Below are 15,387 nucleotides of genomic sequence, written 5' to 3' on the forward strand. Positions count from 1 at the left end.
GACCGCGGCCGTGCTGGCCGGGTCCATCCCGCTGCCGTGTCCGAGTTCCTCGAAGACCTTGAGCAACAACGCCTGGTCGATTTCTTCGCCGGAGAAGGCGGTGTAACGCATTGTCGGTGTGAGGAGTTCGAAGTCGCCGGCGAGGCTGATCAGGGTGGCCGAGGTGCCGCCGCCACCGAAATCCAGCAGGCCGACCACGCCCGTCGCCGCGAGGCACAGCTCCGCGTTCGCCGCCGTCAGCGCCGCGATCGCGTCGGAGACCAGGCGGGGCGCCATGCCGCTTCGGACGAAGCCCAAATGCGTTCGTAGACCGTTGCGCAGCGCCTGCACCGTGCCGGGTTTCCAATACGCCGGGACGGCGATGGAGATCTCGGACGCGCCGGAGTCCGCGCCGGCGGCGGCCACCATGGCGTCCAGCGCCTCCACCATGAGCAGGTCCGGGTCGTGAGCGGACCCGTCGGGCGACACCAGCGCAACCGAGTCGCCGACGCGCTCCACGAAGCCCCGCATGAGCACCCCAGGCTCGGACAATGCCGGGTTCTCTGTGTTTTCCACGGGTAGGCCGATTTTCGGCGCGCAGTGCGGATAAAGCGTCAGCACCGCACGGCGTGCAACCGGCGAACTTCCGTTTCGCGCAGCGACCAGGTTCGCGGTCCCGATCGACAACCCCACTGGGTCGTACATAGAGCGAGAACTTTCGTCTATAGAGGTCGGTGGCCAGCGTTAACCATAGCCGCGCACGCACTGTATTCCGCCCGGCCACAACCTCATTGGTATCCGGTCGATGCCGTGTCGTCACCGAAACGGTATCGACGACTCCCTTGACAGAGGGCGGGTGCTCAGATCACAGTGAGCGGCAGCGAACGCCTCGGCTCGAACTGGAATGTCGATCCGCGACTGACCTTGGCCACCTGCACCTCCGGCAGTTCCTTTGCCGCGGTGTCGGTTTCGACCAGCTCGGCGGTCCAGTCGGTCGTGGTGCCGCTGACCCGTACCTCGAGATGGGGGTCGACCGCGGTGGCGATCGCCTGCAGCGGCTGCACGGATTCCGGTGAGCACAGCGAAATCCAGGCGCCGTCGTCGTGCGCCGGCGACCGGTGCACAAGCAGCCGGTTCTGCGCCGTTTCCGCGATGACGTAGCCCGCGGGGTTGAGCAGCGGGTGCAGCTCGAGCACCTGTCTTGTTCCCTCGATCCCGCCGGGCAATTGCAACGCGCGGTGGATGCGCTCGGATGCCAGCCCGGCCAGGCCGGTCAGGCCGCGGGTGCACACGTCGACCGCCTGGGCGTCGTTCGCGGCGCGCGCCCGCACCGCGAGGGCGAACGACAGGTACAGCAGGTGCATCTGCAGGCACACCTCGTCGGCCATGCGGACCAGCGCCGAGCGCGAGAACGCGGCGAAGTCGAAATCGGACAGCAACGGCCCGGAGTAATCCGCCTCGCCCTCGTCGGAGCCGTCGATCGGGTCCAATTCCCAAGTGGCGGCGCGCGTTTGGCGGATGACCTCAAGCGCCGGGATGCTCTGCGCCTCGGGGTGGGACTCGTCGATGATGACGGTCCACGCGCAGTGCGGATGCCGGTCCGCCGGCACCCGTGGCGGCCGGTGGATGGGGCGCATCTGCGCACGCGCGTTGGTCGCCACGGCGGTGGCGTCGAACGTCGGGTCCTCGATGGTGTGGCACATCCCGAAGACGTACTCGTCGCCCATCGGCTCCACGTCGAGCAACGCGCCGCAGTGGTCGAGCTGGAACTCCCCGTGCCAGCGGTCGTGAATCGTGTAGCGGAAGTCCATGAATTGCGGCGGCGCGCCGATGTCGAGCTGCAGGCCCTTGAAGATGGTGGGCACGTCGTCGCCCTCGTAATTCAGCGCCCGCTGCATGCGCTTGGTGTAGATCGGGCTGGCGCCCGCCCACTCCTCGATGGCGATCTGCACCATCTCCTCGCGGCCGAACTCCGTGATGCACCACGCCATGCCGGAGCGGTCGATCATGTGACCGATCAAGAGCAGTTCGGGAACCAGGACCGACAGCTCCTGGCGGGACAACCGCGCGTATCGGGATCCGGTCACCGCCCAAAAATAGACGGCTTTATGTTATAAAGTCAACAATGCCTTCTTCCAGGCCGTCTTCCAGGTCCATTGCGCCCACCCGCCGCACCAGCGCGCCCCGCAAGCGCGGCGACGACACGCGCACCAAGATCATCGACGAGACGGTGCGCTGCATCATGGAGGAAGGGTTCGCCGCCGCGACCGCCAAGCACGTGGCCGAGCGCGCCGGCGTGACGTGGGGGGTCATCCAATATCACTTCGGGGACCGCAACGGCCTGCTGATGGCCGTCGTAGACGACGGCGTGGCCAGGCTGGTCGACAGCCTGTCCGCGGCCGACGTCAGCGAGCTTCCGTTGCGCGAGCGCATCGAGGTCGTCATCGACACCGCGTGGAGCTGTTACAGCAGCCCGACGTCGATGGCCGCCTTCGAAATCCTGCGCGCCACCCGGGGCGGGTCTTCGCGGCGCCACCTGATGGAGATGAACGCCGCGATCGGCCAGCTCGGCCGGCTGATCACCGACGACCCAGCCAATGCCGGTGTGGCCGAGGTCATTTGGGCCACCCTGCGGGGTGTGGTGCTGGCGCAGATGATCACCGGGACCGCCATCGACTGGAGCCTGGAACGACGCGCGCTGATCGAAATGGCCACCCGCGCGCTGCAATGACGGCGACGCGGGCCGCGCTGGTGCCGCGACACTTACACCACGCACACGACACGCCGCCGCAGCTCGCAGAGGATTAAGTCTCGACGAAAAACCAACCAAGCCGTCCGACCGCAGCCGGCCTATCACCGTGTGCTGCAATGTCGGGATGACCCCTCAAGAGTTCGCCGACATCGAAGCCATCAAGCAGGTGAAATACCGCTACCTGCGCGCGCTGGACACCAAGCATTGGGACGACTTCGCCGAGACCCTGGCCGAGGACATCACGGCCGACTACGGCCCGTCGATCGGCAACGAGCTGCACTTCACCAACCGTGCCGACCTGGTGGAGTACATGCGCACCTCGCTCCCACTCAACGTCATCACCGAGCACCGGGTGACCCACCCCGACATCACCGTGGACGGCGACACCGCAACGGGCAGCTGGTATCTGCAGGACCGGGTCATCGTGGCCGACCTCAACTTCATGCTGATCGGCGCGGCCTTCTACCGCGACACCTACCGGCGCACCGACGCCGGCTGGAAGATCAGCGGAACCGGTTACGACAGGACCTACGACGCCACAATGTCGTTGGCGGGCTTGGACTTCAAGATCAAGCCCGGCCGCGCGCTGGCTACTTCGTAATCGCGATCACCGCACCGGGCTTCAGCCAGCGGATGATCTGCACCAGCGTGGCGTCGTCGATCGCCACGCACCCCTCGGTGGGCCCGCCGTCAGTGGTGTGAAAGAAGAACGCGGCACCGCCGCCGGGGGTCTTGTTCTTGTTGACGCCCATCACGACCGCGTGCTTGTACTGCGGGATCTGCAGGTTCTCGCTGTCGGCCGTGTTGAACGGGCACTGCGACTTCTGGCAGACCTGCATGCTGTTGAAGGTGGGGCTGTGGTCGTCGCCGCTCCACCAATGGTTCGGCCCGACTTGCGTATATGGAAGTCCCCCACCGGGATTGGGCGCCGTGCCGAAGGCGGAGTCGAGGGTGTACACGCCCATCGGGGTGGCCGGCACCCCGCTGCGGGCCTGCGGTGCCATGCCCGCGGAGCCGACGTGGGTGGGGATGCCGGTCACCAGCGCCTGCCAACCGCTGGCGGTGCGTTGGTAGATATCCATTTTCGCGTTCGACCCGCCGGTGCTGACGACCGAAACCACCTGCGTGGCGTTGCCGACGGAGTTCGCGAACCAGGGAGTGGCCGCACCGCTCACCGGCGCCAGCACCAGCGCCGCGACCATCAGGCACACCGCAGCGCACAGCGAAGCGAGCAGTCGGCGCATGGATTCAATGGTCCGGCGACGCGAACCCCGGGGTCAAGTAAAGCTTTAGACCCGATTGTGTCACTACGGTGTTACCAACCGGGCCGAAACACCCACAGGCACAAAAGGAAATAGAGGTATCCGAGCGACCACCCGGCCAGCACGTCGGACGGGTAATGCACATTCAGCGCGACCCGGGCAATCCCGACCAACAGCAGGCTCAGCGCCGTCAGCGCGATCGCAGCGCGCCTTGCCGCGCGGCCGATCATCGGCAGCACGAACGCCAGCAGGGCGAGCAACGCCGACGTCGCCTCGAGCGCGTGCCCCGAGGGGAACGACGACGACGCTGCCGGCACCAGCATGGTCGCCGGGCGCGGCCGGTTCACCAAAGCCTTGGCCGCCGTCGTCACCAGGCCGCTCAGCGGCGCGCACGCCAGCAGCACCAGCGCCGCCCGCACCTCGCGCCGCGCCAGCGCGACGACCGCGGCCACCGCTCCCAGCACCCGCAACGGGACCGGGCCCAGCACGAACGACACGACCTCCCAGAAGCGCACCCACGCCGGGTGCTTGACCGCGACCTCGCGCGCGGCGTCGAGCATCGACCAGTCGGCGCGAAGCAACCAACCCCAGTGCTGGCAGTAGCCCACCCACATCGCCGCGTAGACCGAGACGGCCACCACCGCGACCCACGCGGCCGGGGCGGTCCGGGGGCGGGTCATCACTCCACCGATACCAGGGCGGTCATACTGGCATTCATGGCGGTCTTCGTCCGCAGGTTGTTCGGCATCGGCAAGTTACCCGCCGATCTGCACGCCCAGGTCGAGGCGGAGGGCCTGATCTACCTCGCCGATTACGTCGCGGTGACCCGGCGGTTCAGCGGCATCATCCCCGGCGTGCGGCTGCCGCACAGCGTCGCCAGTTACGTCGGCTCGCTGGCGTTCACCTCGGAGCGGGTGCTGGCGACGTTGTCCATGCTGCCCAAGCTGGCCGGGCCGACCGTCGACGCGCGCTGGGACGCGCCGCAGGCCGGCGCTGCCAAGGTCGAGATCTCGTCAACCGGGGTGCAGGTCGACGTCGACGTCAGCGAGGTTGACCAGAACTTCAGCGGCCACCTGTCGCTGCACTACAAGGTGGCCCTGGCGGACGACGTTTTGGCCGGCCTGCCGCGACGGTCGCTTGCCTTCGACATGCCGCCCGAGTACGTCTTCCGGGCGGTCGGCGTCACCTATAGTCCGTGAACGTCATCTTCGGCCAGGGCGGCTGGCGCAGCACCGCCAGGCTGGCGATCACCGCCGCCAACAGGCCGGTGAGCACGCCGATCAACGCGATCCGGTTCTGATCGACCGCGGGCACCCACGATGCCTCGCCCCCGTGCACGACGAACACGCCGAGCGGCTTGGCAACGGGGATCACCGTGGTCCCATCGGCGGTCTCGTACGGTTCGCCGTAGACGCGCCCGTCGGCGCCGTCGTCGGACAACTGATCCAGCACGTCGGAAAACTTCATGGACCACTACGCTAACCCGGTTTTCCCTACGATGGCTGGCGTGACCGATCAGGCGTTCAGCCCCGAGGAGCGGCGCGCCGTGTATCGGGTGATCTCCGAGCGACGCGACATGCGCCGGTTCTCACCGGGCGCCGTCGTGAGCGAGGAGGTGCTGGGGCGATTGCTGCAGGCCGCGCACGCCGCGCCCAGCGTCGGGCTGATGCAGCCGTGGCGGTTCATCCGCATCACCGACGACGCGCTGCGGCGACGCATTCACGCCCTCGTCGACGAGGAACGGCCGCGCACCGCCGCCGCCCTGGGGGAGCGGTCCGAGGAATTCCTGGCGCTGAAGGTCGAGGGCATCCTCGAGTGCGCCGAGCTCTTCGTGGTGGCGCTGGGCGACGACCGCGACCGGCACGTGTTCGGCCGCCGGACGCTGCCGCAGATGGACCTCGCGTCGGTGTCCTGCGCGATCCAGAACCTGTGGCTGGCCGCGCGCGCCGAAGGCCTTGGCGTGGGTTGGGTTTCCCTGTTCGACCCGCGACGACTCGCGGAGCTGCTGGCGATGCCCGACGACGCCGAGCCGGTGGCCATCCTGTGTGTGGGACCGGTGCCGGAGTTTCCGGACCGGCCGGCGCTGGAGCTCGACGGGTGGGCCTACGGGCGGCCGCTGCCGGAGTTCGTCTCCGAGAACCGCTGGGAATCGCGCCGATCGTAACGCCCGGCGACAACCTGGTGGCTGCGGTATCGTCGCCGGTCGAGGTGAGGCAATGACGGGCAAAGTCGCCACATGACAGCTAAAGAGAACGTGCTGATCGTGCACTGGCACGACCTGGGGCGATATCTCGGCGCTTACGGTCACCCGGATGTGTCCAGCCCGCGGCTGGACCGGCTTGCCGCCGAGGGCATTCTGTTCACCCGGGCCCACGCCACGGCGCCGCTGTGCTCGCCGTCGCGCGGGTCGCTGTTCACCGGCCGCTACCCGCAAAGCAACGGCCTGGTCGGCCTGGCCCACCACGGCTGGGAATACCGCAGCGGCGTACGGACCCTGCCCCAGATATTGTCCGAGTCCGGTTGGTACTCGGCACTTTTCGGCATGCAACACGAGACGTCCTACCCGAAACGCCTCGGCTTCGACGAGTTCGACGTGTCCAACTCCTATTGCGACTACGTGGTGGACCGCGCCCAGGAGTGGCTGCAGGACAGCGCCGAAAACCTCGCGGGCCAACCGTTCCTGTTGACCGCCGGGTTCTTCGAAACCCACCGGCCCTACCCGCGGGACCGCTACGAGCCGGCCGACGCGGCGGAGGTCGATCCCCCGGACTTCCTCCCGGACACCCCCGAGGTCCGCGGCGACGTCGCCGACTTCTACGGCGCGATCGCCGCCGCCGACGCCGCCGTCGGCCGGTTGCTGGACACGCTGTCCCAGACGGGGCTGGACGCCAACACCTGGGTGGTGTTCTTCACCGATCACGGCCCGGCGTTCCCGCGGGCGAAATCCACGCTGTACGACGCCGGAACCGGCATCGGAATGATCGTCCGGCCCCCCACGAGCCGCGCCGTGGCGCCGCGCGTTTATGACGAACTCTTCAGCGGCGTCGATTTCGTGCCGACGCTGCTGGAGCTGCTGGGCCTGCGCGTGCCGGCCGACGTCGAGGGCGCGTCCCACGCCGGTGCGCTGCTCGCGCCGGAGCCGCACGCCGAACCGGTCCGCGAGCAGGTGTTCTCCATGAAGACCTATCACGACTCGTTCGACCCCATTCGCGCCATCCGCACCAAGGAATACAGCTACATCGAGAACTACGCGTCCCGCCCGCTGCTCGACCTGCCGTTGGACATCGAGGACAGCCCGTCGGGACACGCGGTCGCGCCGTTCATCGCCGGCCCGCGCCCGGAGCGCGAACTCTACGACCTGCGAACCGATCCCGCAGAGACCCACAACCTGCTGGCGACCGAAGACCCCGACGTCGACGCTGTCGCCGCGGATCTGGCTGTGCGCCTACATGATTGGCGTCAGCGCACCGGCGACGTCATACCGTCGGAGTTCGCCGGCGTGCGCATCGCGGTGCGCTACACCGAAACCTATCTGCGGATCCACCACATGAAGCCCACCAGCCGGTCGGCGATCGCCGTCGACCGCGGCATCGAGGAGTAGTGGGGGCTACCCGGAGCGCTGGCCGCCGCCGACCTCGGCGACGATGAACACCCGGCGGAACGGGAAGATCGTCGTGCCGTCGGCCCGGGGCGGGTACGCGTCGTCCAGCAGCGGGATGAGTTCCCGGCGGAACTGTTCCCAGCCCTCGTCGTCGAGCCGCTCGCGCACCGGGACCAGCGCCGTTCCGGTTATCCATTCCAGCACCGGGTGCTCACCCGTCAACTGGTGCAGGTAGGTGCTCTCCCAGACGTCGACCTTGCATCCGGCGTCCAGCAGCAGGTTCGTGTAGGTCATCGGCGGCTGAACCACCGCTCCGACGCGAAATGGTATGTCGCGCATGAGTTTTGCATACGGCTCGCGACGGGCCAGCGCCCGCACCGTGGCGTGCGAGGGGGTTTCGAAGTTGCCAGGGATCTGGACGCCGATCCACGAGCCCGGCGCCAACTCGCCGGCCCACCGCACCAGCAGATCGGCGTGCTCGGGCACCCAGTGCAAGGCGGCGTTGCACACCACCACGTCGGTGTCGGGCTTGGGCTTCCAGTCCCGCAAGTCGCCGACGACGGCGTCGATGCCGCGTTCCTTGGCCGCGGCGACCATCTCCGGCGAGCTGTCCACCGCCTCGATCGCCGCCTCGGGCCAGCGCCGTGCCAGGTATTTGGTCAGGTGGCCGGGGCCGCAGCCCAGGTCGACCACCCGGCGCGCCTGCTTGGCGCCCACGCGCGACAGCAGGTCGTAGAACGGGCGGCTGCGATGGTCAGCAAAGGCCAGGTAGACGTCGGGATCCCACATATCGGTCCTCCTGATCAACACCATCGCGGCTCGAGCTGATAGGTAAACCGTATTACCGCATGCCGCCGCGGCAGCGACCGAGTGGGCGATAGCATCGCGTCTGTGACACCGACCGACCCGGATCCGGTCACTCCTCCGGTTCCGGTACCGGATGTTCCCGGCGCCGACGTGCCCGCCGGCGCTGCGGGATTGCCGCCGCGCTCCGCGTTGTCGCCCCGTCAGCGAATGGTCGTCGAGGCGGCCGCCGTCTCCGATCTCGCGCTGCGCACCGCGGTCGCGTCGGTGTTGACGACCACCGTCACGCCGGCGGTGCTCGCCAACTCGGTGCGCTCCGGCAGCGAACGCGACAGCCTGCGCTTCTACGCCGAGCTCGGCGCCGAGCACGATCCGGCGAAGTCGTTTCCGGTGCCCACCGAGCCGCCCCGGGTGTCGTCGCGGCCGGCGAATCGGCTGGCGGAGTGGATTGCGCACGGGACGGTCGAGAACATCTCGTTCCCGAGCAGCTTCCGGGCGATCAACCCGGATATGCGCACACGCTGGAGCGCGTTTGGATCGAACAACATCGTGCACGCGCAGCACTGGCGACATGCCGACGGGCCGCACCCGACGCTGTGCGTCATACACGGCTTCATGGGGTCGTCCTACCTGGCCAACGGCCGGTTCTTCACACTGCCGTGGTATTACCGCTCCGGCTACGACGTCCTGATGTACACCCTGCCGTTCCACGGCCCGCGCGCCGAAAGGTATTCGCCGTTCAGCGGTTTCGGCTATTTCGCGGGCGGGCTCTGCGGTTTCGCCGAGGCGATGGCACAGGCCGTGCACGACTTTCGGTCCATCATCGACTACCTGCGGCACACCGGCGTCGAACGCATCGCGCTGACCGGCATATCGCTCGGCGGCTATACCTCCGCGTTGGTGGCGTCGGTGGACGACCGGGTCGAGGCGGTGATCCCCAACTGCCCCGTGGTGACGCCGGCGACGATGTTCGACGAGTGGTTTCCCGCCAACAAGCTGATGGGCGTGGGGCTGCGGATGTCGAAGATCAGCCGTGCCGAGTTGATCGCCGGGCTGTCCTACCACTCGCCGCTCAATTACCGGCCGCTGATCGATAAGGAACGCCGGATGATCATCACCGGCCCCGGCGACCGGATGGCGCCGCCGGATCAGGCCGTCGCGCTGTGGGAGCACTGGAATCGCTGTGCGCTGCACTGGTTTCCCGGCAGCCACGTCCTGCATGTCAGCCAGCTGGACTACCTGCGCCGGATGACCCAATTCCTGCGCGGGGTCATGTTCTGACGGTTCGACGCCGAAATCGACGGCAGCGGGTAGCGCACTCGCACTTCTTCGCGCCACCGTCGATTTCGAGAACTAACGACTCGTGACGACGGTTTCCGTCAGCGGCGCCCGGTGCGCGCCGGCCTCCGGGGTGGGGCAGACCAGTTCGGCCAGCAGGCCCGCCGGTTCCTCGGTGTGCCCGTCAAGCCGTCGCGTCGACAGCAGCTCCAGCGCCGTCAGCGCCGGGAGGTGATCCCCGCGTTGCGGGATCAGCCCGGCCAGCGGGGCCGCGGCCGCCGGGGGCGTGTCGGTCACAAACGCGCACGCGGCCGCGACGGTGTGGTGGCTTGCATCGCCGGCGATCTCCAGCGCGGTCCAGGTCTCGCGGGTCGGGTGCGTCCGGATCGCCTCCGGCGTTTCGGGCAACCCGCCGTCGACGCGGACCCGGTATGCCGCAACGAAATCCGAGGCGCCGCGTTGGACTCCCCGCCACGTCTCGCGCGCGTTCGGCACCAGCAGCCGCGGGGCGTCGTCGGGCGCAACGATGCCGGCGTCCCAGCCGATCTCGCGGAGGTGGTCGGCCAGTCGCCGCGCGGCCACCTGGGCCGTCTCGTGCAGCGGGATCCGCGACGACCGCGCCTGCAGCGCCGCCAGGTTGTCGGCCGCCGAGATCGTGATCGCGATCCAGGTTTCGAGCTTGGACGGGTCGGATGCGTTGCCGCGGTTGGTGATCCGGATCTTGTCGGCCCGGATGCCGTAGCGGTCGAGGTATCGGGCGAGGAGCGGCAGCGGGAACACGTCCGAATCGCCGACGGGCGGCCCGAGCCGTAGTAGCGCGGTTGCCGTTGTGGCAGAATCGGATTCGGGCACGGTCCCGCCATTGCGGCGGATGATCGCAATCCGCCGGCGCAGGATCGTGGTGAAGTGCAACCCGCGCCACCAGCCGAACAGCAGGATCACCACGGCCGCGGCGATGCCGAGGACCCAGTAGTCGCGCGGCGACCGCCACGGGTACGCCAGCACCGCGGGCACCACGGCCAGCAGCGCCAGCGTGATCCGGCCGGCGCCGGGGGTCGGTATCGAACGGCTCACGGGGTGCTCTCCTTCTTACGGACGATCGCGGTGATTGCGGCGACGGCCGCGACCACCAAAGCCAGCACTGCGCTTCCGACGAACGCCACGGTCCGCGGGGTGGTGTTCTCCGGCGCCGGTGCGGGCGGGGCGGCAACGGGTTTCGCCGCCGCCACACCGGGTTGGTTGCCGGCGGGCAGGTCCCACGTAAGCGCGGCCACCGGGTCCACGCTGCCGGCGCCGACGACGTTCGAGGGCGCCCGGGCGCCGTTGTGCGCGGTCGCGGTGATGCGCCGCACCACCTGTGTCGCGTTGAGTTGGGGATACTTGCTGCGCACCAGCGCCGCGACGCCCGACACGTAGCCCGCCGCGTAGCTGGTGCCGCTCAGCGCCACCAGCTGCTGGTGGTCGTCGGGCAGGCCATTAGCCAGGCCCCCGCCGTCGCGGTTGCTGACCGACACGATGTTTTCGCCGGGCGCCGCGATGCCCACCCACGGGCCGGCCATGGTGAACTTCGACGGCTGTGCGTCCGGGGTCAGCGACGCCGCGGACAGCACGTAGGGCTGCCACCACGACGGCACCGAGACCGACTTGACGCCGGCCCAGTTGCGGGGGTCGTCCGGGCGGCCGAGGTCGGTGAGCGGGTTGGAGTCACAAGACATCCCGCCGCCGACCGATCCGGTCGCCCCGGTGTTGCCCGCGGCGGCCACGATCACCGCGTCCTTGTCCACCGCCGCGTACCGGATCGCCGCGCCCAGCGCGGCCTGGTCGACGGGGCGGTCGGCGGGAAGGCAGGTGATCGCGGAGATGTTGATCACCCGGGCGCCGAGGTCGGCCGCGTGCACTATGGCCCGCGCCAGGGTTGCGATGTCGAGCGACGCCCGCGCCAGCATCGGATCGCCGCCCGGTGTGCGCGGCGAGAACTTCGCCGACGTCATCCTGATCGAGAGCAGCCGCGCCGCGGGCGCCACGCCGGAGAACCCGTCGTCACCGGGTTGGCCGGCGATGATTCCGGCGACCAGCGTGCCGTGCCCGTCGCAGTCGGTCAGGCCGTCGGTCGTCTCGACGTAGTCGCCGCCGGGATCGACGTTGGGCAGGCGCGGACCCGGCCGCACCCCGGTGTCGATGACCGCCACCAGTTGGCCGTCGCCGCGGGAAAACCGCCATGCCGCAGGAAGATTCAGCATCGCCTGGCTGGGCGTCGTCACCGCCGGATCGCTGCCGGGAATGACACCGGAGACCCCGCACGGGCCGCGCTGCTCCATCGGCTGCCCGGGACCCGGGCTTCCGTTGGGCGGTGCCACGCCCGGGTCGACCGTCGGCTGATCGATCGCCAACGCCGGCGGGCAGGCCCACATCACGGCCGCCAAAGCGACTGTGATGCAAGCGAGTCCGGAACGGATCATCGATTGAGGACCCACGCGAACAGGCCAACCAGGTAAGCGAGGACCGGAATCAGCGACGCGTCGAGCCCGGCCGCGAGGAAACCCAGCAGCCGGCGCAGCGGCAGCGAATAGCTCTCCGGCGAGGCGATGCGCGGGTTCAAGGCCACCACCACCCACGCCGATGCCAACGCGATCAGCACCAGTGACGCAACCAGCGCGGCAGCGTAACGCCCCGTCGCGGTGTAGAGCACCAACAGCACGCCGGCCGCGAGGTAAGGCTGGGCGAGCAGCCAGGCCTTGCAGGCGGCCGAATCCCAGACCCGGGCGCGCAGCACGGACGTGGCGGCGGTCGCTCCGACCGCATACCAGCCCAAGCCCCCCAACGACTCTGGGCGCAGCGCGATGGCCACCGAACCCAGGACACTGAGCAACACCGCGGCGGCGATGAATCCGTTCTGGTGCGCGTCACCGATCCGCACCCGCCGCGGCAGGTCCTCGAGGACGCGCAACGACGGCGCCGACGGGGTGGGGTCGCCCGGCGCCGGAATGACCGGCAGCGGGAAGCGTGCCCACAGGGCGGACAGCTGAGCGGCCTCGATGGTGACCAGCAGGGCCGCCACGATCAGCCCACAGCCGATGGTCAATATCGGGAAATGCCAGACTGATTCGGCGCCGGCGGCCAGCACCACGGCGGCCCCCACCACCGCGGTCGCGGTGAAGAAACCGACGATCCGCTCGCGCTCCGGGCCCGGGACCAACAGGGCGATCAGCGACCACGCGGCGACCCCGGCCGCGGCCAGCATCAGTTGCGACGGCCCGAACTTGCCTGGCACCGCCAACGCCAGGGCCGCGGCGATCGGCACCAGGGCGGCGACCGACAGCGCCATTCCGGCGCGCGCGGACCGCACCGTGATCAGCAGGCCCGCGACCGCGGTGAGGACGGCGATTACGCTGACCGCGACCAGTCCGGACAGCGCGCCGGTGGCCACCCGGTAGGTGACACCCAGGCCGGTCGCCAGGAAGGCCACGGCGATCGCCGCGGCCAGCGCGCCCCGCTGGATATGCGTTGTCCCCCACGGCTTGCGACGCGAGGTCGAGAAAATCATCGCGGCGTCGGCGATGTCCTCGACGATGCCCGGCGCCGCCGGGCCCGCGGGCACCGGCTGCAGCGCCAACAGGTCACCGTCCACCACCCCGACCGTGTCCAGGCTGGCGTCGAGGCTGAACGGCGCGCCGCCGATCGGCGCCAGGCTCAGGTGGGCCGCCGCGAGGGTGTCCAACCCGTCGTCCGCGTCGCCATTCGACGCGGCCGGAGCCGCCAAACGCTTGACCGCGGGCAGGATTTCGCGCAGCGGCAACTCGGTCGGGAGGGCCATCTCCGTCAGCCGACTCTCCGCGAGGATGGCGACGCGGACGATCGGCATCACGGTGCCGGACGTCATTTGGCGGCCCTCAAAAGACGCTGCGGCCGTTCCTGCGACATGGTTCTCTCTTCTCTATCTCGTTGCTGGTTGGTGTTCGGCGGAAAAATCTCGGGACAGCCGCCTGCCGGGGAACCACTGGCCCTCCGGCAGCAGGGCGGTCAGGTGTTCGATCGCGACGGCGATCGCGAACGGGTTGCCGGGAGCGAACGTCGAGACCCATTCGCCGTCAAACGCTCGGGAGGGGCTGACCAGCACGCGACCGGCGGCGGTGTCGACGATGCTCATGCCGACCTCGGTGGTGGCGTGTTGCCCGTCGCGGCGGCAGCCGGCGACGACCTCGACGTAGCTGCACGGCCCGGAGAAGACCGCCTCCACCACCGGCCGTGCCGACGCCGGGATTCCCAGGTATTCAACGACTTCCGACAGCGAGGCGCCCGACCTCAGCCGCTCGTCGGCCCGGGCCCCGACGCGCATCGGCATGCTGAACTCATCGAATCGCGCCGGCGGCCGCTGGGCGAGCCCGACGCCGAGCACCGGGACCAGCCCTCGCGCGTCGTCGATGTCCATCGCGGTGAACGTGACCAGCTGCGCGCTGCGCAACGCGACCACCGTTTTAGCCGTTGTACCGCTGCGCTGCGCGACCACGCCGCGCAGCAGCTCACTCGAGCCGGAGGCGTTGGCGGGTCCCACGTAGCGCAGGTCGAGCCACCGGTCCGGGAAGCAGACGGCCTTGATCCAGCCCGCGACGGCCGGAGTGACGACTCCGTCCTGCGTCAACAGACCCATACCGGTCAGCTCGGCACGCTGCCGCTCGAAAAACTCGGCGCGTTCCGCGGTGTCGCGGTAGGGCGTGGTGATCGCCAGTACCCACGGGAAGGTGCCCGCCCCAATGGTTTCCGCGATGAACCACGCGTGGTCGACCGTCAGCTCGACGGCATTCGGCGCTGCGTCCATTTACGTCATTAGGCCTTTGGTTAACCGCCCCACTTGGCGGCCTCGGCCGTGTCGCGGGCGTACATGGCCAGGGTGTTCGCCTCGTGGGTGCTCGCCATCGCCTGGTAGGCGCGCACCAACGATTCCATGGCCTGGTTCCACTGGGCCTGCCAAACCTGGTAGGTCATGCCGGTGTCGCCCTGCCAGGCGTTGGACAGCGCGGCCTGCTCGCTGGCGATGTCGGCGCCCAGGCCCTGCAGGGTGCCGGCGTAGCCCGCCATGTCCCCGGCGTGGCTCAGCATCGCCGGGTAGTTGTACATGATCTGTGACATCACAAGTCCTTTCGCGGTCTTAGATCTCGGATTAAATCGACGTGTAGCCGGAAGCGGCGGCGGCGTCGGCGGCCACATAGGTGCCCGCGGCGTCGCCGAGATTGGCCTGGGCGATGTCCAGCAGGGTGTTGACCCGCGCCGCGGCCTCGACGAAACGGGCGTGCGCGGCCTGGAACGCCGCGGAGGACTCGCCCTGGTGGAACGCCTGCGCCGACACCGCCTCCTGCTCGGCCTGGCTGATGGTGCTGCGCATCAGCGCCGCCTTGGCGGAAAACGCCGACTGCGAGGCCACCAGCTGCGGAATGTGAGCGTCCAGCATGCTCATGGTGATTGGTTTCCTTTCACTCTCTTCGGATTTCGGTTGCTCACTGTCTCGTTACGAACCGTCGTCTCCCCCTCTCCCCGATTCACCCGGGCCCTGCTGGTCCCAGGTGCCGGGCACCATCGGCACCCGCGGCCCGCCGCCGAACTCGTCGTTGGCCAGCTCGGTCAACCCGGCCGCCCCCACGGCCTGGTCGTTGTGCGCGGTGCCCGCGAATCCCAGCCTCCCGGCGCCGCTCCCGGACGCCACCGCCGACACCAGC

17 protein-coding genes and 2 pseudogenes are annotated in these 15,387 nt (G+C 69.1%); 6 read left to right on the forward strand and 13 right to left on the reverse strand.

Translation table 11 applies throughout. The annotated features are described in order from the left end of the window. Positions 1 to 684 (reverse strand): annotated as a pseudogene (locus N415_RS26245) (hypothetical protein); the annotation flags it as partial. Between the two features lie 155 nt (positions 685 to 839). Further along, a complete protein-coding gene (locus N415_RS26250; RefSeq protein ID WP_068187990.1) occupies positions 840 to 2,066 on the reverse strand; it encodes a hypothetical protein in 1,227 nt (408 codons plus the stop codon). A gap of 38 nt (positions 2,067 to 2,104) precedes the next feature. On the opposite strand from N415_RS26250, the gene N415_RS26255 reads away from it, so the two are divergent. Further along, on the forward strand, positions 2,105 to 2,710 hold the full coding sequence (locus N415_RS26255) for a TetR/AcrR family transcriptional regulator (protein WP_068187992.1): 606 nt from the start codon (positions 2,105 to 2,107) through the stop codon (positions 2,708 to 2,710). Positions 2,711 to 2,837: 127 nt separating this feature from the next. Beyond that, complete coding sequence (locus N415_RS26260) at positions 2,838 to 3,332, forward strand: nuclear transport factor 2 family protein (protein ID WP_068187994.1); 495 nt, start codon at positions 2,838 to 2,840, stop codon at positions 3,330 to 3,332. Here the strand turns inward: N415_RS26260 and N415_RS26265 are convergent. Beyond that, on the reverse strand, positions 3,322 to 3,975 hold the full coding sequence (locus N415_RS26265) for a L,D-transpeptidase (protein ID WP_068187997.1): 654 nt from the start codon (positions 3,973 to 3,975) through the stop codon (positions 3,322 to 3,324). The genes N415_RS26260 and N415_RS26265 overlap by 11 nt on opposite strands. Before the next feature lie 71 nt (positions 3,976 to 4,046). Then, positions 4,047 to 4,673, reverse strand: coding sequence for a phosphatase PAP2 family protein (locus tag N415_RS26270; protein WP_068187998.1), 627 nt, complete (start codon positions 4,671 to 4,673; stop codon positions 4,047 to 4,049). 36 nt (positions 4,674 to 4,709) lie between these two features. On the opposite strand from N415_RS26270, the gene N415_RS26275 reads away from it, so the two are divergent. After that, positions 4,710 to 5,192, forward strand: coding sequence for a hypothetical protein (locus N415_RS26275; RefSeq protein ID WP_068188000.1), 483 nt, complete (start codon positions 4,710 to 4,712; stop codon positions 5,190 to 5,192). On the opposite strand, the gene N415_RS26280 is transcribed toward N415_RS26275, so the two are convergent. Beyond that, positions 5,176 to 5,460, reverse strand: coding sequence for a hypothetical protein (locus tag N415_RS26280; RefSeq protein WP_068188001.1), 285 nt, complete (start codon positions 5,458 to 5,460; stop codon positions 5,176 to 5,178). The genes N415_RS26275 and N415_RS26280 overlap by 17 nt on opposite strands. 31 nt (positions 5,461 to 5,491) lie before the next feature. Here N415_RS26280 and bluB point away from each other — a divergent pair, with 31 nt between their 5' ends. Together bluB and N415_RS26290 are read left to right on the forward strand one after the other, a co-directional pair. Next, entirely contained in the window at positions 5,492 to 6,157 is a 666-nt protein-coding gene (gene bluB, locus N415_RS26285; RefSeq protein WP_068188016.1) for a 5,6-dimethylbenzimidazole synthase, read from the forward strand. A 72-nt stretch (positions 6,158 to 6,229) separates the two neighbouring features. Then, positions 6,230 to 7,594: a sulfatase gene (locus N415_RS26290; RefSeq protein WP_068188002.1), complete on the forward strand. Its 1,365-nt coding sequence runs from the start codon at positions 6,230 to 6,232 to the stop codon at positions 7,592 to 7,594. Between the two features lie 6 nt (positions 7,595 to 7,600). Here the strand turns inward: N415_RS26290 and N415_RS26295 are convergent, their stop codons facing one another. Beyond that, positions 7,601 to 8,383 (reverse strand): trans-aconitate 2-methyltransferase, encoded by a 783-nt coding sequence (locus tag N415_RS26295; RefSeq protein WP_068188004.1) that lies wholly within the window; start codon positions 8,381 to 8,383, stop codon positions 7,601 to 7,603. Between the two features lie 102 nt (positions 8,384 to 8,485). Here N415_RS26295 and N415_RS26300 point away from each other — a divergent pair, with 102 nt between their 5' ends. Continuing rightward, a complete protein-coding gene (locus N415_RS26300) occupies positions 8,486 to 9,679 on the forward strand; it encodes an alpha/beta fold hydrolase (protein WP_239645709.1) in 1,194 nt (397 codons plus the stop codon). A gap of 72 nt (positions 9,680 to 9,751) precedes the next feature. Here N415_RS26300 and eccE read toward each other — a convergent pair whose 3' ends face one another. From eccE to N415_RS26335, 7 genes and pseudogenes are all read right to left on the reverse strand, one after another. Then, a complete protein-coding gene (gene eccE / locus N415_RS26305; protein WP_081665533.1) occupies positions 9,752 to 10,750 on the reverse strand; it encodes a type VII secretion protein EccE in 999 nt (332 codons plus the stop codon). After that, entirely contained in the window at positions 10,747 to 12,135 is a 1,389-nt protein-coding gene (mycP, locus tag N415_RS26310) for a type VII secretion-associated serine protease mycosin (protein ID WP_068188006.1), read from the reverse strand. Before mycP ends, eccE begins: the two co-directional genes overlap by 4 nt. Further along, entirely contained in the window at positions 12,132 to 13,556 is a 1,425-nt protein-coding gene (gene eccD / locus N415_RS26315; protein ID WP_068188009.1) for a type VII secretion integral membrane protein EccD, read from the reverse strand. Before eccD ends, mycP begins: the two co-directional genes overlap by 4 nt. A 54-nt stretch (positions 13,557 to 13,610) precedes the next feature. Beyond that, the gene (locus N415_RS26320) at positions 13,611 to 14,492 is read right to left on the reverse strand and encodes an ESX secretion-associated protein EspG (RefSeq protein ID WP_068188011.1); all 882 of its coding nucleotides are present in this window, start codon (positions 14,490 to 14,492) and stop codon (positions 13,611 to 13,613) included. Positions 14,493 to 14,512: 20 nt separating this feature from the next. Next, a complete protein-coding gene (locus N415_RS26325) occupies positions 14,513 to 14,803 on the reverse strand; it encodes a WXG100 family type VII secretion target (RefSeq protein WP_067158326.1) in 291 nt (96 codons plus the stop codon). 31 nt (positions 14,804 to 14,834) lie between these two features. Next, positions 14,835 to 15,128: a type VII secretion system protein EsxG gene (gene esxG, locus N415_RS26330; RefSeq protein WP_067158324.1), complete on the reverse strand. Its 294-nt coding sequence runs from the start codon at positions 15,126 to 15,128 to the stop codon at positions 14,835 to 14,837. A gap of 51 nt (positions 15,129 to 15,179) precedes the next feature. Beyond that, positions 15,180 to 15,387: pseudogene (locus N415_RS26335) on the reverse strand (PPE family protein); the annotation flags it as partial.

It is taken from the genome of Mycobacterium sp. UM_CSW, assembly GCF_000455205.1.
GTDB lineage: Bacteria > Actinomycetota > Actinomycetes > Mycobacteriales > Mycobacteriaceae > Mycobacterium.

Excerpts from the sequence above, each read along its gene's own strand:
- N415_RS26255 (WP_068187992.1), top strand. The coding sequence starts at position 2,105 with ATGCCTTCTTCCAGGCCGTCTTCCAGGTCCATTGCGCCCACCCGCCGC.
- N415_RS26265 (WP_068187997.1), bottom strand. The coding sequence starts at position 3,975 with ATGCGCCGACTGCTCGCTTCGCTGTGCGCTGCGGTGTGCCTGATGGTC.
- N415_RS26270 (WP_068187998.1), bottom strand. The coding sequence starts at position 4,673 with ATGACCCGCCCCCGGACCGCCCCGGCCGCGTGGGTCGCGGTGGTGGCC.
- N415_RS26275 (WP_068188000.1), top strand. The coding sequence starts at position 4,710 with ATGGCGGTCTTCGTCCGCAGGTTGTTCGGCATCGGCAAGTTACCCGCC.
- N415_RS26280 (WP_068188001.1), bottom strand. The coding sequence starts at position 5,460 with ATGAAGTTTTCCGACGTGCTGGATCAGTTGTCCGACGACGGCGCCGAC.
- bluB (WP_068188016.1), top strand. The coding sequence starts at position 5,492 with ATGGCTGGCGTGACCGATCAGGCGTTCAGCCCCGAGGAGCGGCGCGCC.
- N415_RS26290 (WP_068188002.1), top strand. The coding sequence starts at position 6,230 with ATGACAGCTAAAGAGAACGTGCTGATCGTGCACTGGCACGACCTGGGG.
- N415_RS26295 (WP_068188004.1), bottom strand. The coding sequence starts at position 8,383 with ATGTGGGATCCCGACGTCTACCTGGCCTTTGCTGACCATCGCAGCCGC.
- mycP (WP_068188006.1), bottom strand. The coding sequence starts at position 12,135 with ATGATCCGTTCCGGACTCGCTTGCATCACAGTCGCTTTGGCGGCCGTG.
- eccD (WP_068188009.1), bottom strand. The coding sequence starts at position 13,556 with ATGACGTCCGGCACCGTGATGCCGATCGTCCGCGTCGCCATCCTCGCG.
- N415_RS26320 (WP_068188011.1), bottom strand. The coding sequence starts at position 14,492 with ATGGACGCAGCGCCGAATGCCGTCGAGCTGACGGTCGACCACGCGTGG.
- N415_RS26325 (WP_067158326.1), bottom strand. The coding sequence starts at position 14,803 with ATGTCACAGATCATGTACAACTACCCGGCGATGCTGAGCCACGCCGGG.
- esxG (WP_067158324.1), bottom strand. The coding sequence starts at position 15,128 with ATGAGCATGCTGGACGCTCACATTCCGCAGCTGGTGGCCTCGCAGTCG.